Annotated in this window: 20 protein-coding genes; 8 read left to right on the forward strand and 12 right to left on the reverse strand. The window is 59.5% G+C overall.

Annotated features, from left to right (window positions below; genetic code table 11):
- Positions 1–194: 194 nt before the first annotated feature.
- From AC3ISR_RS10315 to AC3ISR_RS10350, 8 genes are all read right to left on the reverse strand, one after another.
- Positions 195–2,054, reverse strand: coding sequence for a DUF3857 domain-containing transglutaminase family protein (locus AC3ISR_RS10315; RefSeq protein ID WP_192300363.1), 1,860 nt, complete (start codon positions 2,052–2,054; stop codon positions 195–197).
- A 170-nt stretch (positions 2,055–2,224) separates the two neighbouring features.
- Positions 2,225–2,809 (reverse strand): His-Xaa-Ser repeat protein HxsA, encoded by a 585-nt coding sequence (gene hxsA, locus AC3ISR_RS10320; protein ID WP_192300364.1) that lies wholly within the window; start codon positions 2,807–2,809, stop codon positions 2,225–2,227.
- A complete protein-coding gene (gene hxsC, locus AC3ISR_RS10325) occupies positions 2,806–4,032 on the reverse strand; it encodes a His-Xaa-Ser system radical SAM maturase HxsC (protein WP_192300365.1) in 1,227 nt (408 codons plus the stop codon). Before hxsC ends, hxsA begins: the two co-directional genes overlap by 4 nt.
- A 1-nt stretch (position 4,033) precedes the next feature.
- Positions 4,034–5,524 carry a His-Xaa-Ser system radical SAM maturase HxsB gene (gene hxsB / locus AC3ISR_RS10330; RefSeq protein WP_463985002.1) on the reverse strand — a complete coding sequence of 497 codons (1,491 nt, stop codon included), beginning with the start codon at positions 5,522–5,524 and terminating at the stop codon, positions 4,034–4,036.
- Between the two features lies 1 nt (position 5,525).
- Positions 5,526–5,825, reverse strand: a complete 300-nt coding sequence (gene hxsD, locus AC3ISR_RS10335) for a His-Xaa-Ser system protein HxsD (protein WP_463985001.1) — start codon at positions 5,823–5,825, stop codon at positions 5,526–5,528.
- A gap of 172 nt (positions 5,826–5,997) precedes the next feature.
- On the reverse strand, positions 5,998–7,095 hold the full coding sequence (locus AC3ISR_RS10340; RefSeq protein ID WP_463985000.1) for a DNA alkylation repair protein: 1,098 nt from the start codon (positions 7,093–7,095) through the stop codon (positions 5,998–6,000).
- A 20-nt stretch (positions 7,096–7,115) separates the two neighbouring features.
- The gene (locus AC3ISR_RS10345) at positions 7,116–8,462 is read right to left on the reverse strand and encodes a glutamine synthetase family protein (protein ID WP_463984999.1); all 1,347 of its coding nucleotides are present in this window, start codon (positions 8,460–8,462) and stop codon (positions 7,116–7,118) included.
- Positions 8,463–8,473: 11 nt separating this feature from the next.
- Positions 8,474–9,031, reverse strand: a complete 558-nt coding sequence (locus tag AC3ISR_RS10350) for a helix-turn-helix domain-containing protein (protein WP_192300370.1) — start codon at positions 9,029–9,031, stop codon at positions 8,474–8,476.
- Between AC3ISR_RS10350 and AC3ISR_RS10355 the strand changes: the two genes are divergently transcribed.
- The 3 genes from AC3ISR_RS10355 (at position 9,030) to AC3ISR_RS10365 (ending at position 10,859) form a co-directional block, all read left to right on the forward strand.
- On the forward strand, positions 9,030–9,209 hold the full coding sequence (locus AC3ISR_RS10355; protein WP_192300371.1) for a hypothetical protein: 180 nt from the start codon (positions 9,030–9,032) through the stop codon (positions 9,207–9,209). The genes AC3ISR_RS10350 and AC3ISR_RS10355 overlap by 2 nt on opposite strands.
- A gap of 71 nt (positions 9,210–9,280) precedes the next feature.
- Complete coding sequence (locus AC3ISR_RS10360) at positions 9,281–9,589, forward strand: RcnB family protein (protein WP_463984998.1); 309 nt, start codon at positions 9,281–9,283, stop codon at positions 9,587–9,589.
- A 76-nt stretch (positions 9,590–9,665) separates the two neighbouring features.
- Entirely contained in the window at positions 9,666–10,859 is a 1,194-nt protein-coding gene (locus tag AC3ISR_RS10365) for an MFS transporter (RefSeq protein WP_489324731.1), read from the forward strand.
- Here the strand turns inward: AC3ISR_RS10365 and AC3ISR_RS10370 are convergent.
- Together AC3ISR_RS10370 and AC3ISR_RS10375 are read right to left on the reverse strand one after the other, a co-directional pair.
- Positions 10,822–11,094: a DUF1652 domain-containing protein gene (locus AC3ISR_RS10370; protein ID WP_226456056.1), complete on the reverse strand. Its 273-nt coding sequence runs from the start codon at positions 11,092–11,094 to the stop codon at positions 10,822–10,824. The genes AC3ISR_RS10365 and AC3ISR_RS10370 overlap by 38 nt on opposite strands.
- 109 nt (positions 11,095–11,203) lie before the next feature.
- Entirely contained in the window at positions 11,204–12,694 is a 1,491-nt protein-coding gene (locus AC3ISR_RS10375; RefSeq protein WP_463984996.1) for a PAS domain S-box protein, read from the reverse strand.
- A gap of 173 nt (positions 12,695–12,867) precedes the next feature.
- On the opposite strand from AC3ISR_RS10375, the gene AC3ISR_RS10380 reads away from it, so the two are divergent.
- The 5 genes from AC3ISR_RS10380 to AC3ISR_RS10400 all read left to right on the forward strand — a co-directional run bounded on the left by AC3ISR_RS10380 (position 12,868) and on the right by AC3ISR_RS10400 (position 19,460).
- Positions 12,868–13,212 (forward strand): FKBP-type peptidyl-prolyl cis-trans isomerase, encoded by a 345-nt coding sequence (locus tag AC3ISR_RS10380; RefSeq protein ID WP_463984995.1) that lies wholly within the window; start codon positions 12,868–12,870, stop codon positions 13,210–13,212.
- Positions 13,213–13,691: 479 nt separating this feature from the next.
- Positions 13,692–14,408, forward strand: a complete 717-nt coding sequence (locus AC3ISR_RS10385) for an MgtC/SapB family protein (RefSeq protein ID WP_192300377.1) — start codon at positions 13,692–13,694, stop codon at positions 14,406–14,408.
- Between the two features lie 262 nt (positions 14,409–14,670).
- A complete protein-coding gene (locus AC3ISR_RS10390) occupies positions 14,671–15,297 on the forward strand; it encodes a response regulator transcription factor (protein WP_192300378.1) in 627 nt (208 codons plus the stop codon).
- Between the two features lies 1 nt (position 15,298).
- The gene (locus tag AC3ISR_RS10395; protein WP_489324732.1) at positions 15,299–18,913 is read left to right on the forward strand and encodes a transporter substrate-binding domain-containing protein; all 3,615 of its coding nucleotides are present in this window, start codon (positions 15,299–15,301) and stop codon (positions 18,911–18,913) included.
- A gap of 124 nt (positions 18,914–19,037) precedes the next feature.
- A complete protein-coding gene (locus AC3ISR_RS10400) occupies positions 19,038–19,460 on the forward strand; it encodes an ANTAR domain-containing protein (protein ID WP_192300380.1) in 423 nt (140 codons plus the stop codon).
- Here AC3ISR_RS10400 and dkgB read toward each other — a convergent pair.
- Both dkgB and AC3ISR_RS10410 read right to left on the reverse strand, forming a co-directional pair.
- Positions 19,457–20,275, reverse strand: a complete 819-nt coding sequence (gene dkgB, locus AC3ISR_RS10405; protein WP_226456052.1) for a 2,5-didehydrogluconate reductase DkgB — start codon at positions 20,273–20,275, stop codon at positions 19,457–19,459. The two genes, AC3ISR_RS10400 and dkgB, sit on opposite strands and share 4 nt — an antisense overlap.
- Before the next feature lie 149 nt (positions 20,276–20,424).
- Complete coding sequence (locus AC3ISR_RS10410) at positions 20,425–21,504, reverse strand: 3-deoxy-7-phosphoheptulonate synthase (protein ID WP_463985061.1); 1,080 nt, start codon at positions 21,502–21,504, stop codon at positions 20,425–20,427.
- Between the last annotated feature and the right edge of the window lie 591 nt (positions 21,505–22,095).

Raw genomic sequence — 22,095 nt, forward strand, 5'->3', positions numbered from 1 at the left:
GGCTTTCGCGGGCAAGCCCGCTCCCACAGGTGATCGGTGTTGCTGGGCTGTCAGCGCTCGGCTGGAGATCGCCCAGGCACTGCCAATCCCCTGTGTCGAGCTTTAGCGAGGCTGCGAAGGCGGCACTGTTGGCGGATATGCTGCCCCTCAACCATAGAATCTCCCACAGTTTGATTTTGGTGTGTCAGGACGGTTTAGAGTTTCACCACCTGATGCACCTGCTCCGCACAGGCCCGTGCATCGTCGACCATCTTCCCAAACGCCGCGCTGACAATTTCATCGTGGGTCAGCCAGCGCATTTTCTGGCTCAGGCGATAGTGATAGCGCAAGACGCCATCCTCGCGCTTGCCTTCCAGGTCCAGGTCGTACCACGGCGAGCGTACCTGGCAGCCGGGAATGGTCTTTTCCATCTGCCCGCCGCTCAGGGTAATGGTGTAGTCATTCGTTTGCGGATTGCCCTGGTCCAGGTCGGCTTGCTGCCCCTGGCGGCGGTAGTCGATGAAGGTATCCCAGCGGCCTTTGAGCGACTCATCGGAGTAGACGTAGTCGTTCCCCAGTTTTTCCAGGGCACGCTGGTCGCTCATGTTGGCCGTGATGCTATACCCGTCGTGTACGACAAAACCTGTGGCTGCGCGGGAGACGCGGCAGTCGCTGATCTCGTGGCCGAAGTTGGCGCAGATGTTCTGGTCGGTGGCGGTGGCGCCTTGCTGGCGGTCGGCGACACTCAGTTGCATCAGCGGCAGGCGACTGAAGGCGAGGGTTGCTTGAATCGTGGCATTGCCCTGCTGGTCGTAGTGCACCTGTTTATTCAGGCGCAGGGTGGTTTCGGCACGTTCCAACGGGATATGTTCCTCGCGCACCTGGCCCTGGGCGTCGTTGACCAGCACCCAGCGGTCCTGGAGGTCAGGCATGGTCTGGCCTGGGGCAAACACCGGGTTGGTCGGGTCCAGCCACCAGACCTGGCCGTCCACCTGGGCGCGCACGATGGCGTGGTTTGGCGCGTGGGTGCCGGGGATCAGCAACGACTCGGCCAGATCACCGCGGCTGACCCAGGCGGTTTCGGCGTGAATGCCGCTGGCCTTGAGCAGGGCGGTCAACAGGATCGCCAGGTCTTTACAGTCGCCATACCCATGCTGCTCGATTTCTGCCAGGTTGAACGGCACATAACCGCGTTCCGTGGCGCGCCAGTCGCCGAGGTAACGATAGTGATCGTTGATGTGCTGCATCAACCGGGCAACCTGCTCGGCCGGCGCCAGGTTGCGCACGGCGACGACGGCAGCGGCGCTTTGCGGCGGCAGGTTGGCTCCGAGGATCTGGTTGTAGCGCTGGCCCAGATCGCCGAAATACGCCTGACGTTCCAGGGCGCTGCCCACCTCGATGCGCGGGATGTGCAGCAGCGCAGCGTTGGAGGATTCGTTGATGTAGTTCAGAAAAGTCGGGGCTTTTTGCACCACGTCCAGGGTCTTGCCGTTGGCTGATGGCGTCACCTGGAAACCGTCGAACCCTTCACTGCGCCACTGGATCGGCCGCTCGGCAGTAAAGCGTGCCTTGAAGTGGTCGCGCCGGGCTGCGCTGGGGCCGAACTTGAGGGCGTAATGAAACTGCGTCATCAGCGGCTTGGCGGGGTGATGCTCGCGCACGGTGTAGCGAATCCGAGTGCCAACGCGCAGGTTGGGGAAGGCCAGGGAGGTCTGCTTGTCGCGACTGAAACCCTGGTCCGGGTTGGGCGCGGTACGCGTATCGATCTGCGTGTCCGCCAGGGCGACCGGCTTGGCACCGGGCTGGGTGGATTGCGCGCCGAGTACTTCGAAGGTATCGCCTTCGGAGTAATCGAAGTCGATCCGCGAGAGCATCTCGCGGCCGCTGGGCTTGAGAATGGTGTACTGGTAAGTGGTGGTGCAGTCGGTGCTGGCGTCACGATTGAAGTGGCAATGCAGCTCGGTGTCGCTGGCCAGCGGGGCTTCGGCCAAGGGTTGCAATGCGGCAAAAACGGCTGGGGTAACAAGCCCCAGACTGATGGCAATCAAAGGGCGGTGAAACAAAAAACGGTACATGGGCGCCTCGGGTGACACATTGAAACAGCTACCTGGCAGGTAGCGAGAAGGCGCCGGATGATAATGGATCGCAACGGGGAAGGCCAGGATCGTTCGACAATCAATGTTGTTGAAAGGCCCGTTCTAGAGCCTTCTTTTGAGCATTCCTACGTCTGGTATTTCGAAATCGACTAGGGAATCGCAATCCCCAGTGCATTCAGCGTCGGCGTGTCCATTCGGCCATGATTCTGCAAGTTCGAGTCCGCCTGGAAAGCCATCAAAGCTCCGCGGGTACTATTGCCTAAAACACCATCGATGCTGCCGCTGTAATACCGCTTGACCATCAATGCCGTCTGCACGCGCATGACCAACTGGTTTCGATCAGGTGTAGCAGATGTTCTGGCTGGCGCTGCTGAAGGTGCTGTAGACGCAGCACGGCCGCTTGATCCGCTGAAACGATTGGTTGTCGTAGAGGGGGCGCTGTAGGCGGAAGCCGGTGGCGTGTAGCTGCGTGGGGCGCTGTAACCACCCGAGCCACTGTAGTGCGAGCTGTGGGAACTATGTGACCTGTGGGAGCTGTGGGAGCGATGTGCCGCGTAGATATTGACGGCGTCGGGGGCGTTGAGTGTGTTGTTGAAGACAGGGGATTTATCTGTCGTCGTCCATTCAGGCTGGGTCAATGCGACTTGATTGGCATAAGCCAAGGGGCTCAATGCGACGGGAACCAGCGCGACGCCTTGGCTGATCAGCATTTTCCAACGGTCCATCAGTGTCATGAAGCGCTCCTTGCGTAGTTGATGCCTTCGTTCAGATTGAGCGGGCGAATGCCTCGGCTCTGCCAGCGAAGGGAGTGAGATTTGAAGAAACCGGCACAGTAGTGTTTGGCTGTGCAGGATTGGCAGGTGTCGATAAACAGATTCTTCCAATCGGAAATGCTTTGCCGGTAGAACCGTTTCAGCGATGGATCAAGTACACACAACGGCAAGTTATAGACCGACACACTCAGCCCCCGGATATCGAGGAAATGGCAGGCGCTGGCGAGTGTGTCTTGATAGTCCAACGGGTCGATCCATAAGACGTCGTAATTCTTCTTTGCAAGCCCCGTATTCTCGATTCCCATCATTGCGATGTGCTGCACGAACGGCAGGTTGCGGAAAATGAAATGCGCCAGCTCAGGTAGCCGTGATGTCGTCAAATGACTGAGTACAATCCTGATTTCGATGTTTTGACCGGCACGAGCAAGGTTGTACAGCCCCTTCATGGTCTCGCTGAACGCCCCGGGCGCTTGCACGACATGATCGTGGTCTGCCGCATTGTCGGCATACAGCGGGATACCCCACGTGAGGCGTGGGTGTTGGATTTCGTTGAGACAGGCCAGCCAGCCTGCCTGCGCCAACAGGCGTCCGTTACTTAAAATGTGCAGCGATTTCTCCGGCAAGACCTCACTGGCTTTTTTGATCAGTGCCAGGAGGCCGTCGGCGTACAACGTCGGTTCGCCGCCGCTGATACCTATTTGTTCATCGCCTTTATCCATCAGATCAATCAGCCGCAGGTTTTCTTCGACATGCCAGTAGTCGTCGATGTCCTTGGGGGGTTGCGAGCACATCAGGCACAGGCTGTTGCATCTGTCGGTGATGAACAGCAGGTTGCTGTTGGCGTTGCGTCTATAAAGCACCCTGACGACATTCGAAGCCGGTGACAGCGCAATCACATCCCCTGGTTGAACCACTCGGTTGTCTTTGGGGGCCGTGAGGATGATTCCTGGGTAATCGGTCGCAAGCGCGCCGTCGACGAGCAAGATGCCAGCGACTGGCAGTGTCAGCAGTGTGGGTTGCTCAAGCACTTCTTCGAGTGTCAGCCATAGCAGCAGGTCGTTGAAGCTGGCTTCGCCGGCGCAGCCGTTTGTGCCTTTTTCGATCAACTCGTTAACGCTGATGACTTTGAGCAGGCGTGCCCTGTCGAGGTGTTGAATCTCAAATTGCGTATCCAGTCTGAGCATCTCAGCCTCCGTATCCTGGCTGCGCTAGATCATTGAATGAGCGGCGTGCCAGCCACGACATCAGTACTCGTTGGGTCGAGTGATCCCCATTGCGTAATAACCCGAACAGGTGGGTAAGCAGTGCCGTATTTTTTTGACAGAACGTACTGAAGGATCGATGCCCTATCGGGTCCCCCTGGCGGGCGAAGTGTTCGATAGGGTCTGCGCCGCAATAAGGCACCAATGCGCAATCGGAACAGCCCGGCAATGCCTCCGCTATTCCGGCGTCCAAGAGTTGCCTCACAACCGGCGAGTGCAACAGTTCACTCAACGGCTGGCGGACAGTACCCAGCTTCAATCCGCTTTCGCCCATCTCTAGCAGCATACGTGCCTCATCAGAGGGGTATACGTCACCGTCGTAGTTGTAGACCAATGCTCCCACCGCGGCGCCCAATGGTGAGCGCAAATCGACATAGCCACTTGAGAACGGCGTGAGCATGTTGCCGAGCAATAACGAGGCATAGCCCTCGCTCAAGTAGGTTCCTTCGCTGTTGAGTTGAATCAGGTAACTCAGCGCCTCGGTATAAAAACTCAAGTATTGGTCAATCGAATAGTCCAAGCGCTCGCTGGACTTCTTGGCAAAGCCGTAGGGGCTCAGCGGCCTGAGGGAGATGCTCTTGAACCCTTGCTTGACGTATTCGTCGATGATTGCCTTCGGGTGCTCCAGACTTCTTGAGGTCAGTGTGGTGAGTGCTGACACGGCGTCATGGCCTAGGACATCGCGTATGCGATGGATACCCTCAAGTGTGCGCTCATAGGCATTTTTTTCCGGGGTGGGGCGGTTGGCGTTGTGCAAAAAAGCCGGGCCGTCCAGGGACGTTGAAAATTGCACGGCGTACTGTTTGGCAAACGCCAGGATCGGGTCTGTGAGGTGATGCAACGTGCTGCTGATAATGAACTGAATACTGCGGTGTTCGGTTTCATTGCGAGCACTCACGGCCTCGATGATCTGTTTGACCCGGTCAAATGCCAGAAGGGGCTCGCCGCCCTGAAACTCTACGGTGAGCACCGGCGAGGGAGACTCGAATAATCGGTCGACTGCGTGCATGGCATCTTCGGCAGACATGTCATGTGCATGGTCGCCTAGCGGGGCGCGGGATACTTGGCAGTACTGGCAGGTGTGATTGCATCGCAAAGTGACCACAAACAAATGCAGTGCCGGGCCTCCGAAGAGGAAGTTCTTGCGGCTGCGAATCTGCGCGGCCATTTCTGGAAAGGGCGTGTGTATTTCCGGCTCGTAAATGAAATGACGTGCGAGTAGGTCTTTATACAAGGCTGACTGACGATCGAGACGTTTATGTACGATCCCAGGCAGGTCACTGTCTTTCACAAACAGGTGCTCTCCCGTGTCTGCCGTGATCAGTACTTGTGAGTCGCCGACTTCAGGCATTCGCATAAAACGAAACGGGAGCAATCGGTAATCGGTTTGCTTGGCAATCAGGGCGACAGACATATCAGTAGCCGCACTCTTTCAAGGCGACACTGGCGAGAAGCTCCCTTAAACCGCGGGTTTCCAGTGCAATCTGGTCGCGGAGTGCGAAATCATTCAGATGGCGAAGGATCATGGCTCTGGCCGTTTCAGCAGCGTAGCCCAGCAGATTGGATGAATCATTCGGCGTGACTTCAAGCACCCATTGCGTATGCTCATGGCGCACCAAAAAGGAGAAATCCTTGGCGAGGCTATAGACCACGCGCTGCACGATCCTAAGCGGGTAGACCTGCTCATCCAAATTGAGTGCCAGCGACCAGGCCATTACAGAACTCCCTTCCAATAACCTTATATATGGTTGGGATAATGCCTCAGATTAAAGGCTAAATGCCATTACTGATGATACAAACTTGAACGTTTTCTGCGCCTTGTCTGGACGTTCGTCGCTGGTGCTGTCTGGAACGCCTGTTTCAGAGGCATTTCTCTAAGCAACTTGTTCAGGCACGTAATTCAAATTCGGCACTGCCGAGCCTTTCCCCATTCACCAACACGTGCACGACATGCCGTCCGGGATAGTGCTTGCGAGTGGTCAGCTCACGGATATGTTGCTCGCGCCGAATGTTGTGCTGTTCACCCGCGCCCAAGGTGAACGCCTTGAGCTTGAACACTTTTTTTGCGCTGTGCCCCGCGCTTTTCACGTAGTCGATGGCGTAGTCCACCACCAGCTTCTGCGCGGTGTCGGCGGTGGATTCCAGGCTGAACGACAGGTTGATCCGCTCACCCAGGTTGATCACCGCGGGGGTCACGCTCAGTTGGTGCAGTTTTACCTCGGCTTTCGCCCCGGCGCCCATGAGCGTCAGCGCACGGGTGTTGCCTTGTTTGATCAGGCTGCGCAGGGCGTGGCGGGCGATCCAGGCGGTGTGGGGGTTGTCCAGCGACCAGCCTTCGATCAGCGTGAGTACCCAGTCGGGGTGGTCTTTGGTGATGTCGTTGAGGTGGTTGGCCACCGATTTGCGCACGTACAGGCTGGGGTCGGCCTTGAGGTTGTCGAGGATCGACGCACAGCATTCAGGGTTGGCCTGGACTTCGGCCAGGCGGAACGACCAGGGCAGGCGCGGGCGCGAGCCTTCGCTGGCGAGGCGGCGTACGTGCTCGTTGGTGTCCTGCGACCAGGTTTGCATCACTGCGAGGGTGCGCGGGAAGTCGCGCAGCAGGAAGTGGCGGATGCCGAATTCGGAGGAGCCAAAGGTAGTGAAATACTTGAGTGCGGCCATGGAGCGCTTGAAGTCATCCTGCCCGTAGCTTGCCACGAAGTGCGGCAGGAACAGGCTGACGAAACTGCTGTTCAGGCGCGGTGCCAGGGCGTAGAGCAGTTCAAGGGTTTGCGGGTACGCCAGTGGGATTACCGCATGCAGGCTTTCGCTGACCCGCGCCATGCGTTGCAACACCGACAACTCGGCCAGCCCGGCCGTGGCGTGCGTGAGGAAACCCTTGGCGTCGAATGCCGGGTACACCGCCGTCATTTCGCTGGCGATGTGTTGCAGGCGCTCGACGTTGAAGATTTCCTTGAGGGCTGGGGCGCTTTGCTCGGTCATCGGTGATTCCATCAGAGGGGTTAGAGAAACCAGCGATATTCCCGCGCATGGATCTCTTGCTGAAAAGCCAAGTGGTCCTGGCGTTTGTTCTCGCAGTACACGTCGACAAATTCGGCGCCCAGCTTATCGCGCAATACCGGTTGGTGCCTCATGGCGCGTACGGCATCGAGCATTTCCAGGGGGAAGTCGGCGCCGCTGTTGCGGTCTTCGTTGAGTGGGGCGAAGGGCTCGCGCTGGGTTTCAAGGCCATGTTCCAAACCTGCCAGGATCGCCGCGAGTACCAGATACGGGTTGGCGTCGGCGCTGGCCAGGCGGTGTTCGATGCGCAGGTTGCGTGGATCGGAGTCGGGGATGCGCACGCACGCATCGCGGTCTTCGAAACCCCAGCTGGCACGGGTCGCCGCGTTGACTGTGCCGCCCAGGCGGCGGAAGGCGTTGTGGTTGGGCGAGAAGATCGGCATGCAGTGCGGCAGCAACTCCAGGCAGCCCGCCACCGCGTGGCGCAGCGGTTGTTGCTGGTGCGCCGCCAGCAGGTTATTGCCGGCGCCGTCATACAGGCTGACGTGCACATGCATGCCGCTGCCGGGGTATTGCAGGTATGGCTTGGCCATGAAGCTGGCGCGGTACCCGTGTTTGAGCGCCACCCCGCGGGTGCTGCGGCTGAACAGGGCGGCCCAGTCGGCGGCACGCAGGCCGTCGTCGAGGTGGCCGAAGTTGATCTCGAACTGGCCGGGGCCCAGCTCGGCGGTAATCACGGTGATGTCGATGCCCTGGTCCTTGGCGGTTTGCGCCATGTCGTCGAGCACCTCGCTGAAACGCGACAGCCGTTCGATATGCAGGTTGGGCTGGTCGTCGGCGTCATCGCTCAGCGGGTCGCGGGCGAATTGCGGCAGGCCGCCGGCGAGTTTTTTATCGAACAGGTAGAACTCCAATTCGAACGCCACCACTGGGTGAATGCCCTTGTGATGCAGACGCTCCAATACCTTGGCCAGTACCTCGCGGGGTTCGAATTCGATGGGCGCTTCGGTGCCATCCGAGGTGATCAGCATCTGCCCCAGGGGCTGTGATTCCCAGCTCACCGGCTTGAGCGTGCCGGGCACCAGGCGCCGGTTGGCGTCCGGGTCGCCGTCGTTGAAGCAGTAGTCGCCAATCTTGAACAGCCCACCCTGGACCCCCAGCAGCACAGCGTTCTGCGGCAGCTTCAATGGGCTGCCGGCGGCAACTTTTTCCAGCATCTCCACCGGGTAGCGCTTGCCGTAGAAATGCCCGGGAATGTCCAGGGCAATCAGGTCGACGTAGCGCACATCGGGATGGTTCTGACGAAAGCTCCGTACTTCGGCCAGCAACGCAGAGGAATAGCTTTTCACGGGGGCAGCTCCTAGTTGTAAACCCACAGCACGCGGGCGGGCAGGTCGGTCAGGTTGGCGTAGCGGCAATGGGCGAAACTGGCCAGGTGGAAGCTGTCGCCGGGGCCGAGAGTGACGCAGTCGTTTTCACCTTCGACCCACAACGTAAGCTCGCCTTCCAGTACAAAACCGGCCTGTTCGGCGCGGTCGCTCATGGTTTGTTCGCCGCTGTTGGCACCGGGTGCCAGTAGGCTGTCGAGCATCGAAAAGGCACCGTTCATGCTCGGCGAAACGAGGATGTCGGTGATGCCATTGGCGTAATACACCGTGCGCCGCTCGTTGGGGCGAGTGATCCAGTCCACCGCCTTGGGTTTTGGCTGGCTGTAGAAGTAGGTGGTGGGCACGTCGAGGGCGTGGCTGATGGCCGTCAAGTCGGCCACGGTGGGGCGCGACAGGCCGCGTTCGACCTGGGACAGGAAACCCACAGAGCGCTCGATTTTTTGTGCGAGCTGGGCGAGGGTGAGTTTCTTGTGCTTGCGCAGGTCGTGGATCAGCGCGGCGAGGGTGGCAAGTTCTTCTTGTGGGGTCATGAAATTTATTTCTATAAATTTCATGAAAAATTACAGGATTTATTTCACCAGGGCAATGGCCGGATGGGACGAAGGTGAGGAGCTTGCTCCCGCTGGACTGCGCAGCAGCCCCAAGACACCCACCGAGCACCCTCTGCAAAAGATGCATGCGGGCTATAAAGGCAAACCACAGGTATGAAATATGGGTTGAATGATCCTGCGTGGCAGCGGTCGGAATCTGGGTACGCATCATTCATTGAAGGAGCACCCATGAAAGCCAAATGCCTAGCCGCCTGCCTGTTTGTAGCGACCAGCCTGTCAGGCGCGAGCTTCGTCGTGCAAGCCGCAGACACCCCCCAGGAAACCGTGCAACCTTCGAATATCAACAGCCGTGATCTGAAAGAAGGCGATCGAGCCCCAGACATCCTGATGCGCAAGGAATCCGCTGTCAGCGATTGGAAAAAGCGCGGCCTCAAGCAGCCTGAAGCCGACAGCCAATGGGCGCGGGTGAACGATAAATTCGTGCTGCTCAAGACCACCAACGGCACCATCCTTGAGATCACGCCCGTCAAAAAATGACCTGCCTGTTGTTCCGATTCTTGCGTTAAGGTAGGCGGCTGAAAAGGCCGCGTTACCTTCAAGGAAAGAGAGCAGGATGCTTGCCACAATAAGAAACTACCCCCGCACCGTGAACCTGTTGTTGTCCGCCACATTGATGCTGACGCTGGCCAAGGCAATTACCTTTCCCTACCTTGTGATTTACCTTACCAGCCATTTCTCCCTGGACATCACCCAGGTCGGCCTGGTGATCGGCAGTTCATTGATCGTCGGCTCATTGCTCAGCGTGTACGGTGGTTTTCTCGTCGACCGCATCAACAGTTACCGGCTGTTGCTCTGCCTGAGCGTACTGTTCGTGCTGGGCTTTATCGGCACGGTCCTCGCGCAGTATATCTGGGGGTTCTACAGCTGCCTGATCCTGATCAACCTCGCTTACGCGGTCATCGACATCGCCGTGAAGGCCGGTTTCGCCAGCCTGTTGCCTGAAGAGGCGCGCAGCGAGGTGTTTTCGATCAAGTACACCCTGACCAATATCGGCTATGCCGTCGGGCCGGCGTTCGGTGCGGTGGTGGCCAAGCTGGACATCAGCCTGCCGTTCATCCTGTCGGCGCTGCTGGGGGCGGGGTTCTTCCTGCTGTACTGGCGCTGGGGCGACCGCACGTTGACCACCATCGACGCGACACACAAGCCTGTGTCATTTCTTGCCGTCGGGCGTGTGCTGTTGAGGGATCATCGCCTGGTGTGCTTTACCGTCGGCGGTTTGCTCAGCGCGGTGGTGTTTGGACAATTCACGGCCTACTTGTCGCAATACCTGGTGACCACGACCTCGGCCGAATACACCTACACCGTGATCAGCGCCGTCCTCACTACCAACGCCGTGCTGGTGATTGCCTTGCAGTACGTGATTGGTCGGCGCATTTCCCACCGCCACCTGAGCCAGTGGCTGATTTTCGGCTTGAGCATGTTCATGCTGGGGCTGATCGGCTTTGCGCTGTCCACCAGCGTGCTGTGGTGGGTGTTGGCGATGGCGGTGTTCACGGTGGGGGAGATCATCGTGTTTCCGGCCGAATATATGTTTATCGACCGCATCGCCCCGGACCACCTGCGCGGCATGTACTACGGCGCGCAGAATCTGTCCAACCTGGGCGCCGCCCTGGGGCCGGTGTTGTGTGGGCTGGTGCTGGCCAGTCTGCCGGCCCACTCCATGTTCTACATGCTCGGGGCGTTTATCGTCGCAGGTGGGGTGTTCTATTTCATTGGTTCGTCGTTGAAGGCCAGTCCTTCAGCGTGAGCTTGCCGACGTTGTTGCTTTGCAATTCGTAGCGCAACTCTTCGACCATCTTTTCCACTTCGTGCGGGGTCTGCAGCCGGTTGGTGCTGATCCCTGTCACCACCAGGTCCACCCGGCCGGTATCAGCGTCAAATACCTTGAGGGTCAAGGAGGCATCCCGGCACAGGGTGAACTCGCATGTCAGCGGCGACAGGCCTTCTTCGATGCAGTTGCGCAGTTGGGCGAGGGTAAACATGCAGGTTCCTTCAAGACAAAAGTTCGATGTCTTGAAGGTTATGGCTTGACTGGCGCCGCAATAAGGCGAATTCGCACTAGCTGCACTAGTGCATTTGCACTTGGCCGGGCTATTTTTTCAGGCGCAGTTCACCGGCAAACAGCCCGCGTTCACGGGCCCAAACGATGGCTGCACTGCGGCTGTGCACCCCCAGCTTGGAATACACCGTGGCCACATGGTTGCGTACGGTGTTGGGCGCCAGTTTCAGGCGCGCGGCGATTTCCTTGTCGGCCAAGCCTTCGCAGATAAGTCCCAGTACATCGCGTTCACGGGCCGTGAGGTCGGTGAAGGCAATGGCAGGCTGGTTGGGGCTGTTGACGCTCTTGGCGTTGGCCAGTTTTTCGATCAGTGTCTGGCTGAACCAAGATGCGTCCTGCATCACCTCCTCGATGGCCGCCACCAGCTCCAGCTCCGAGCGCTTGCGTTCGGTGATGTTCATCATCACCAGCAGGTAGCAGGGCACGTCATCGATGATCACGGTGTCGGCGGACACCACGCAATCGATCACCTCGTTGCCTTTCTTACGCACCTTGAGGTCCTGGCCGTCGAGGTTGCCGGACTTTTCCAGGGTGGCAAACAACTGTGTGCCCGCCTGGGGGCTGTCGATGAAATCGATGTCTTCGATGGCCTTGCCGACCAGCTCCTCACTGATATAGCCGGTAATGCTCATGAAGGCTTCGTTGACATCCACCACCTGGCGGTTGCCGGCGTTGCACACCAATGTCGGCACCGGCGTCAGGCGGAACGACTTGGCGAAGCGCTCTTCACTCTGGCGCAGGGCGGTTTCCGCCTTGCGTCGCGGCTCCAGGTCGGTGAAGGAAAACAACATGCAGTCTTCCTCGTTCATGTCCAGCGGTTGCCCGGCGACGATCACCAGCTTGCTGCCGCCCCCGGGCAATCTCAGCTCGGCCTGCATCTGCGGGATCGTCGCGCCTTCGCCCAGGCGGGCAATCGCCAGGTCTTTGCGTTCGGCCTGTTCCAGCACATCCAACTCGTACACGGATTTGCCGATGACCTGATCGCGGTTGTAGCCGGTCATCTCCAGAAACCCCTGGTTGACCTTGATGTAACGCAGGTCGCTCAAGCGGCAGATCACGGCGGGTGCCGGGTTGGCGTTGAAGGTTTTTTCGAAGCGTTGCTCGGCGCTGGCCCACTCGGTGGCATCGCTGAGGATCAGCACCAGCAATTCCGGTGCGCCGTGGGAATCGCTGATCACCAGGCTGCGCAGGCGGTGGACCCATGTTCTGTCCGGATCGGCAGTGGGGGTGACTTCCACCACCACGTCGCTGAACTCCTCGCCTGCCGCCACACGGGCCAGTGGGTAGTTGTCCAGCAGCACGGGGTGGTTGTTGCGATAGCGCAGGGTGAAGCGCTCGGCGTATTCCTGGGTATTGGCGCCCAATGCCATCACGTCGTCCACGCCATGCATGTTCAGCGCCGCCTCATTGGCCCAGAGGAGGGTCTGGTCGACTTCGGCAAGGATGATCCCGTCGGACAGGCCGGAGATGATCTGCTGGAGTTGGCGGCGGTTGGTTTCTTTGGCGAGGACATCCTGGGTCATGGGGGCTCCGAGGGGGCGAGGGGGCATGAGATTAGGACAGTTGTGGTTCGCGATAGTGCAAGGTACGCGGTCAAACCACTGGCAGGGGGCTTGCCTGTGCCACCGTGAAGCGCTTGCCAAACCCAACCAATTCTGGGAAAACCCCAGCCTTTGCGCATTCAACGGGATTTGCCATGAACAACGACCAACTCCAGATCACTGAAATCCGCCTGGGCGATGGCAAAACCGTGGTCAAAGGTGCACTGATCACTACCCAATACACGGGCACCCTGGAAGACGGCACCGTGTTCGACTCCTCGTGGGCGCGTGGCAAACCGTTCCAGTGCGTGATCGGCACGGGCCGTGTGATCAAGGGCTGGGACCAAGGCCTGATGGGCATGCAAGTCGGTGGTGTGCGCACGCTGTTCGTGCCGGCGCACCTGGCCTACGGCGAGCGCTCGATGGGCGCGCATATCCAGCCCAACAGCAACCTGCGTTTTGAGATTGAATTGCTCGAAGTGCTGACGCGGGATGATTGAAGTGTTCTGACGCAAGCAGGCTGAACCGCTCCTGAAGAAGCGTCTTATTCGTCATGTAGTAACTTTCCTACGGTTTACTCGTCTGTAGTCGGGGCGTAACCTTGGCGCGGTTTTATCAATAGCGGAGACCCTCAGTGGGTACTTGTTCGAGCGACAGTCGTCGGCCGGTTCTGGTTACCGGCACATACTCGGCAAGGTAACGCGCATTCTTTCGATGCCGTTGTCTCGCCAATACACGCGAGAAGCGGCATCCCGGCAGCAGCCAGTCCTGGCGCCTGCCGGACTCCCTCTCATCGACGCTGACCAGCACCCGAGCCATTTCGGGATGCTACGGACGCGCCTGCCTTTTACGGCGGGCGGGCCAAGCTGACTGCGCCTACCCGATGGGCGTGGCGCAGCGGGTCGTACCTGCATGACGGTGTTCTCGCGCAGCAGCCACATCCATCAATGTGGCTGGCAATGAACTGAGGAGATTTCTTATGCAGGCAATCAACAACATCAACCTCGACTCGCTGGTCGACACCCTGGTCAGTCTCAGTGCGGCGTTTATTCTCGGCGGCTTGATCGGCTTCGAGCGCCAGTATCGCCAGCGCACGGCCGGTTTGCGCACCAACGTGCTGGTGGCGGTGGGGGCGGCGATTTTTGTCGACATGGCCAACCGCCTGGGCGGCGCGGAAGGGGCGGTGCGGGTGGTGGCGTACGTGGTCTCGGGCATCGGTTTCCTGGGGGCCGGCGTGATCATGCGCGAAGAGGGCAATGTGCGCGGGCTGAATACTGCGGCCACCCTGTGGGCGTCGGCGGCAGTCGGCGCTTGCGCCGGTGCCGACCTGATCCTCGAAGCGCTGCTGGGCACGTTGTTTGTGCTGGCAGCGAACACGTTGCTGCGGCCGATCGTCAATAACATCAACCGCCAGCCGCTGGATGTGGTGTCGGCGGAGGTCACCAACATTCTGTATGTGATCGCGCAGCGCAGTCAGCAGCAGGCGGTAATGGTGTTGCTGGAAGCCGAGCTCGCACGGTGCAACTACCCGGCCAGCGACGTGGATGTGCGGCCGTTCGGCAGTGAAGAGGTGGAGATCGAGGCCACTTTGGTTGCGACGTCGGTCGATGGCGATGAGCTGGATGCACTGGTGACACGCATATCCAACTCCAGCCTGGTGGTGCAGGCGTTCTGGAGTCCGAGCACGACCGACTGATTTCCTACGGATAAATCCTACACGCAGTCAGGACTATCCCTTCAATTCAAGCACCACTTCATTGTTAAGGTTGCGCGCTTGCTGCTACCTAAAAGGCTGCGCAGAACTTCAGGCATCAATGGTGTTGTTCAATTGGAGGGACCAGGCACTGCCTGGCTGGCATCTGGAAAAGTGCGGAACCGCTCGTCGGAACTGTCAATTCTCACAGGTAGCTGGGTCCCGTGTGATGTGTCAGATTAATTTGTCCTTCAGGGGAGTCTTAATGAGCAAAGCTTTAATTGTGGATGACCACCCGTTCATTCGTGCCACGGTTCGCTTTCTGCTAAAGCAGGAAGGCTTCAATGAAATCTTCGAGGCGGGCAATGGCGCCGATGCTATGCAGATTGCTCGCGAACAGTGCCCCGACCTGATTATCCTCGACTTGGCGATGCCCAAACTGGGCGGTTTGGAAGTGATCAGCCGAATCAAGGCGCTGGGCTTGCCATGCAAGATCCTGGTGTTGACGTCGTACCTCGCAGTGTTTTTTTCCACCCGCTGCATGCGCGCTGGAGCCATGGGTTTTGTTGCCAAGACGGGTGAGCTGCACGAGTTGCAAAAAGCAATCAAGGCGGTGATGTCCAACTACAGCTGTTTTCCCAGCCTGCCTACCAGTTCAGTGCGCCGTGATGATTTGCAAGCGTCCGAGATTGAATTGGTGGAAGCACTGTCTGATCGCGAATTGACGGTGTTGCAGAAGTTGGCCCTGGGCCTGGGTAATAAGGAAATCGCCGAGGACATGCTGCTGAGCCACAAGACCATCAGCACCTACAAGACGCGACTCAAGGAGAAATTGCACATGTCGTCGGTGGTGCACTTGTCCAAGTTCGCACAACGTAATCAGCTGATCTGAAATGAACGCCCGCGCGCTGCGAGGGTTGGTCGCGCTGCTCTGGGTGAGCCTGTTGCCCCTGGCGGCGCAAGCCCTTGACGAACCTTACTCGCTGCAGTTGCTGGGCCACTCTCGCCTCGAAAACCCCAATGTCGTGCTGGACGAAGCCGACTGGCGCTGGCTGCGCGAACGGCGGGTGTTATCGATGGGCGTATCGGCCCCCGACTACGCGCCCTTCGACATGAGCAACAGTGAGGATTTCGAAGGCATCACCGCCGATTACGCGGCGCTGGTGGCGCAGGCGTTGAATATCCGGGTAGAGGTCCGTCGCTACGACACCCGCGATGAAGTCATCGAGGCACTCAAGCTGGGCGCGGTGGATTTTCTCGGCTCCGCCAACGGTTTTGAAGCGGTGGACCCGCAACTGGCGCTGTCGCGCTCCTATGCCAATGACCAACCGGTGCTGGCGACCCGCAGCGCAGACACCCAGGGTTTGAGTGCCGACCTGGCCGGCAAGCGCGTGGCCATGCTGTATCACTATATGCAGCCCGAGGCGGTACAGAAATTTTACCCCCGCGCCCATTTGCTGCTCTACGCCTCGTCCTTTGAGGCGCTGGGGGCGGTCGCGTTCGAGCAGGCGGATGTGTACCTGGGCGACGCGATCAGCACGCGTTACCTGATCAATAAAAACCACCTGAATAACGTGCGCATGGCGGATTTTTCCGCCCTGGAAGTCAACCCTTTCGCGTTTGCGGTCACCCGGGGTGATGATCGATTGCTACGTATCCTCAATGCCGCGTTGGCGGCCGTGCCGGTGACCACGCAGATGGAAATCCTGCGACGTTGGAGCGCCGGTGGCGGCGGGGCCATGGAAGTTGACCGGCTGCGCCTGAGTGAACGCGAGCAACGTTGGCTGGAGAAACACCCGCGGGTGAAAGTGGCCGCTCTGGATAAGTTTCTGCCACTGTCATTTTTCAACGAGCAGGGGCAGCTCGAGGGTTTGAGTGCCGAGGTACTGTCGCGGATCAGCTTGCGTACGGGGCTGAAATTCGACGTGGTAAAGGGCAACTCACTGCCTCGCCAAATCGACGAAGCCAGTGCGGGCAGTGTCGATATGCTCGCGGTCGTCACCCCCAGCAATGAGCGCGCTGACAAGATCCGTTTTACCCGGCCCTACCTGAGCAGTCCCTATGTGCTCGTCAGCCGCATTGAGGGCAATAGCCCGATCACGCTGGAAGATATGCACGGCAAGCGCCTGGCCTTTATCGGTGGCAACAGCCTGGGCGAGCGAATTGCCCGCGACTATCCCGGCATCGTCTTTGTTGATACCGAAAGCCCTGAGCAAGCCATGGCGATGGTGGCCAGTGGCAACGTCGACGCGACCGTGCTGTCGCTCCTCAGTGCGCGCTACATGATTGCCCGCTATTACCGCGATCGTTTGAGGGTGACCAGCACTGTCGGCACGGAACCGGCACGTGTGACGTTTGGCGTCAACCGCAGCCAGTTGGAGTTGTACTCGATCCTGGACAAGGCACTGTTGAGCATCACGCCCGAAGAAATGGACGAACTGAGCAACCACTGGCGCAATGAGGTGATCATCCAGGACAGCTATTGGCTGCGGCATCGCAACGCAATTCTGCAAGGGTTCGGCCTCGCGGCGCTGTTGTTACTGATTACCCTGGGCTGGGCGATCTACCTGCGTAACCTGATTCGCCGAAGGGCCCAGGCGGAGCGGGCGCTGAGTGATCAGATGCGCTTTATGAGTGTGCTGATCGACGGCACGCCGCACCCGATTTATGTGCGTGATCGCCAGGGCCGCTTGATGGCCTGCAACAACGCCTACCTCGATGTGTTCGGCTTCAAGCTCGAGGATGTGATCGGCAAGACTGTCGTGGAAACCGACACCGGCAACCCGCCGCAAGCCCAGTCGTTTCATGAGGATTACCTGCAGTTGATGGCCCGGGGCGAGCCGCAGATTCATGACCGGATACTTCGGTTGCCCTCGGGGGATGTCCTGACGATCTACCAGTGGATGCTGCCGTACCGCGATGGCAACGATAAGGTCGTGGGCATGATCGCTGGCTGGGTGGATGTGAGCGAGCGCCAGCGCCTGTTGGGCCAATTGCAGGACGCCAAGGACGAGGCCGACGCCGCCAACCGCGCCAAGACGACTTTTCTGGCGACCATGAGCCATGAGATCCGCACGCCAATGAACGCCGTGATCGGCATGATCGAGTTGGCGTTGAAAAACGCCGAGCAGGGCCGGGCTGATCGTGATGCGCTGGAGGTCGCCTCGGTGGCGTCCCACGGCATGTTGGAGCTGATCGGCGATATTCTCGACATTGCCCGGATTGAATCCGGGCATCTTTCTCTGGCGTTGGAGCCGGCCAACCTGCGCGACCTGTTGATGTCCGTGGCGCGGGTATTCGAGGGCTTGGCGCGGGCCAAGGGCCTGGCGCTGCAGGTTGAACTGGCCCCATCGATTGATCGCCCGGTGCTGATCGATCCCCTGCGTTTCAAGCAGGTGGTGTCCAACCTGCTGAGTAATGCCATCAAGTTCACCGCCAGCGGCCAGGTGTTGCTCGGTGCGCAAGGGGAGGTGACGGCTGACCAACTGATATTGCGGCTGTGGGTGCTGGACACCGGGGTCGGCATCAGCGCTGAAGATCAGCAGCGGCTATTCAACCCGTTTATCCAGGGCAGCAACAACGAGCAATCGGTGCGCAGCGGTTCCGGCCTGGGTTTGGTGATCAGCCGCAACTTGTGCGAAATGCTGGGGGGGCAGTTGCAGTTGAGCAGTGTGCTGGGGCAGGGCACGCGGATTGATGTGCGAATGCAACTGGACCTGGCAGCGGCGTCAGCGCTCGAGACGGGAGCAGCGGTTGCACACACTCCACCCGCCCGGGCATTGAACATCCTGGTAGTGGATGACTATCCGGCCAACCGCTTGTTGTTGGCGCGACAATTGAGCTTCCTGGGGCACCGAATCACCACCGCCGAAGACGGTGTTCAGGGGCTGGCGCTTTGGCAGTCGGGGGATTTTGATGGTGTCATCACCGATTGCAATATGCCGCTCAAGAACGGCTACCAGCTGGCGCAGGATATTCGTGCTCAAGAGCAGGCACGGGGGCTGGTGCCATGTTTACTCCTGGGGTTTACGGCCAATGCGCAGCCGGAAGAAACCGAGCGCTGCCGGCAAGCGGGAATGGATGGCTGCCTGTTCAAACCCACCGGGCTGGATGACTTGCGAGCGGCGTTGGCCTCGCGGGTGGCGAGCGTCGCTGCGGCGAATGCCGTCGAGGCGTATGACTTGAGCACGCTGATCGCGTTGACGGAAAATGATCGCGGCGCTCTCAAGGAATTGTTGACGCCGCTGCTCGACAGCCTGGAAGCGGATCGCGCGTTATTGCCGACGCTGCGACAAGAGGCCGACTTTGCCAGGTTGCACGACGTTGCGCATCGGGCCAAGGGCGGAGCGCGCATGGTCAAGGCGCAGGCGCTGATCAGCTGTTGTGAAACGCTGGAAGCGGTGTGTGAAGCCAAGGACAAGACGGCCCTGGGGGCGGCGGTTGACGCGGTGAGTGACGCTTGCGCTGATCTGCAGCAGAGATTGAGCGTTTATTGCAATCAACCTTGAGTACCGTTCGGTGGGTTTGGGAGAACTCCTACGCGAAGGGGGAACAAGCCTGATTTTGTCTTCGGAAGATGTCTGGAAAATGGGCGGCGCTCACTGACGAGCGCTGCCTGCCCAGGGGTTTGCCATGCCGAACAAAGCACTAACCATCCTGATTGCCGATGAACAGCACCTGCAGCGGCTGCACATCGAAAAAATGCTCAACCAACTGGGGTATCACCGGATAGTGCCGGTGCAGACCTTCGATGAAGTCCAGATCCTCACTGCCATCCCGGCGAAGCCGTTTGATGTGCTGATCATCAACGCGGGGCTCGCGGCCCAGGCCAGCGGGCCGCAGCTTCAGGTACGTCATGTGCTGGTCTACGACCACCTGGACCTTGGCCAACCTGCTGGTATTGCCCCAGCGGTGCTCGTGCGTTTGCCGGGGGTGCCGGACCACGTCAACCTTGAACACTTCATGGACATCATCGACCCCCCGACGGCGGCCCGTGGCTTGCGCGTGTTGCCATGGCTGCGTGAATTATCCCGTACGCCGGCGACCGGGGTTTAATCCCATTTCGGCGCGATACCCTTGGGGCTGGTCAAGCGATGGCCACGCTCCAGGCCGGCAATCTGTGCCATGTCGGCGGCGCTCAAGGTCAGCTCCAGGGCCTTGAGGTTGCTTTCCAGGTTGGCGCGCTTGGTTGACGACGGGATCACTGCGTAACCCAATTGCATGGCCCAGGCCAGGGTGACCTGGGCTGCCGTGGCCTGATGGCGTTCGGCGATCTGTTGGATGACCGGGTCTTTCAGTACTTCACCATAGGCCAGGGTCATGTACGAAGTGATCTGAATGCCGTTGGCGCTGGCGAAATCCACCACTTTGCGGTTTTGCAGGTAGGGGTGCAGCTCGATCTGGTTGGTGGCGATGTGTTCGGCGCCAACCGCGGCAATCGCCTGTTTCATCAGGTCGACAGTGAAGTTGGAAATGCCGATATGGCGCGTCAGCCCCAGGCGCTTGGCCTCCAGCAACTGGCCCATGAATTCGGCGACGGGTACTTGGTCTTCCGGCGACGGCCAGTGGATCAGGGTCAGGTCCAGGTGGTCGGTCTGCAGTTTGCGCAGGCTTTCGCGCAGGCTTGGAATCAGTTGGCCTTCAGCGAAATTGGCAATCCAGATCTTGCTGGTGATGAACAGTTCATCACGCGGGATACCGCTGTCGGCAATCGCCTGGCCGACGTCGGCTTCGTTTTCGTAGATCTGCGCGGTGTCGATCACGCGGTAGCCCAGCTCCAGGCCGGTGCTCACGGAGTCGATCACCACCTTGCCTTGCAGGCGGAAGGTGCCAAGGCCGAAGGCCGGAACGGTTTGGGTAGGGACAGACATCAGTAACTCCTGAAGGGGGTGAACAGTAGCGTCGAGTATCTGCTGCTCACGCCTTCGGAAAAACCGTCGAATCTGAAAAGGAGTCTTTACCGCAGGTCACGAATCCGACCGTGGGAGGGGGCGCCCTCCCATCGGTTGGCCGTCGTCTCTCAGTCGGTTCTGTTTTGCATGCGCAAACGCTCGGCCGCACTGCGCAACAGTTGCTCGGTGCCGTCCCAACCCAGGCAACCATCGGTCACCGATACGCCGTACTTCATCGACGCGCTCAGCGGCTGGCAGCCTTCGAACAGATGGCTTTCGAGCATCATGCCCACCAGCGAGGTATCGCCCTGCAGGCGTTGTTCCAGCACCTCATTGAACACCGCCGGCTGACGTAGCGGGTCTTTGCCGCTGTTGGCGTGGCTGCAATCGACCATGATCCGCGCCGCCACCTTGGACTTGGCCAGGTCGTGCTTCACCTGCGCGACGCTTTGCACATCGTAGTTCGGCCCACGGTGACCGCCGCGCAGCACCAGATGTGTATCGGGGTTGCCTGGGGTCTGGATGATCGCCGGGTGGCCCTGGCTGTCGACGCCGAAATGGCGGTGCGGGTGGGACGCCGAGCGCATCGCATCACAGGCAATCGCGACGCCGCCGTCGGTGCCGTTCTTGAAGCCCACGGGCATGCCCAGGCCGCTGGCCATTTCACGGTGGATCTGCGACTCGGTGGTGCGCGCACCAATCGCGACCCAACTGAGCAGGTCATCAAAGTAGCCGGCGGCCATGGGTTGCAGCAGCTCGGTGGCCACCGGCAGGCCCAGGCGCAACATTTCGCGCATCAGCTGGCGGGACAGGGTGAGGCCGGCGGCCATGTCATCGCTGCCATCCAGGTGCGGGTCGTAGGCCAGGCCTTTCCAGCCGACGGTGGTGCGCGGTTTTTCGACGTAGGCACGAATCACCAGCAGCATCTGGTCGCTGACATCCAAGGCCAGTTTCTTCAGGTTGCGAGCGTATTCCATGGCCGATTCGGGGTCGTGGATCGAGCACGGGCCGACAATCACCAGCAAGCGTGAGTCTTCGCCATTGAGGATGGCGCGCACGGCTTGGCGATGGTTGTGGACTTGTTCGTTGAGGAATGGACTGAGGGGCAACTGATGCTTGAGCTCAAGGGAGCTGGGCAGGCGCAGGGTCAGGGCTTCATTGGCGCTGGAAAGATCGGTGACAGGCAAAGCGGCGGTGGCAGAGTTCATATTCAAGGCTTCCTGGGCAAGCGGCGGGTTATTCCCGCACGCTTGGCCCTACTGGGGTGTTCGACAATTGGCCGTATCGGCTACGTGTGTTGGCTTGCCACCAATAGGTGACCGATCGGAGGCGGCAGGCTGTCCCGAACGGAGCTTGCTAAATCGCCATGCAGTGGAAGTGTCGTAGCGGTAATAGGTGGCGTAGTTCATGTCGTGTGTCCTTTAAGTGTTCTTGCTGAATTTATAAGGGCCTGAAAAACAAAACCCCCGGTCGGGGAGCCGACCGGGGGTTAGATTTCTCTGGTAGGCGACCCCTTGAGTAGTGGGCGCCGATTTCAGGTATCAGGCGCGCCAGTGGCTAAACCAATACCCAAAATAAAAGCTGACAGGTGCGCTCGAACCGTTCACGCGGGTAGCCGACACCAGGCGCGGGGCGCTGGCAGCAAGGCAAACCTGAGTGTGGGTGAGTTGCAACATGGTGTGTCTCCAAATGATGGGGGGAGCTTACTCGAGGCACGCAGGAGGATTCAATCAGTAATTTCTGACACCCTCCGGCTATCGGTCGAGATATGCTTGTCAAACTTTAACAATGATTGCCGG

The organism is Pseudomonas sp. GL_117, from assembly GCF_057835125.1.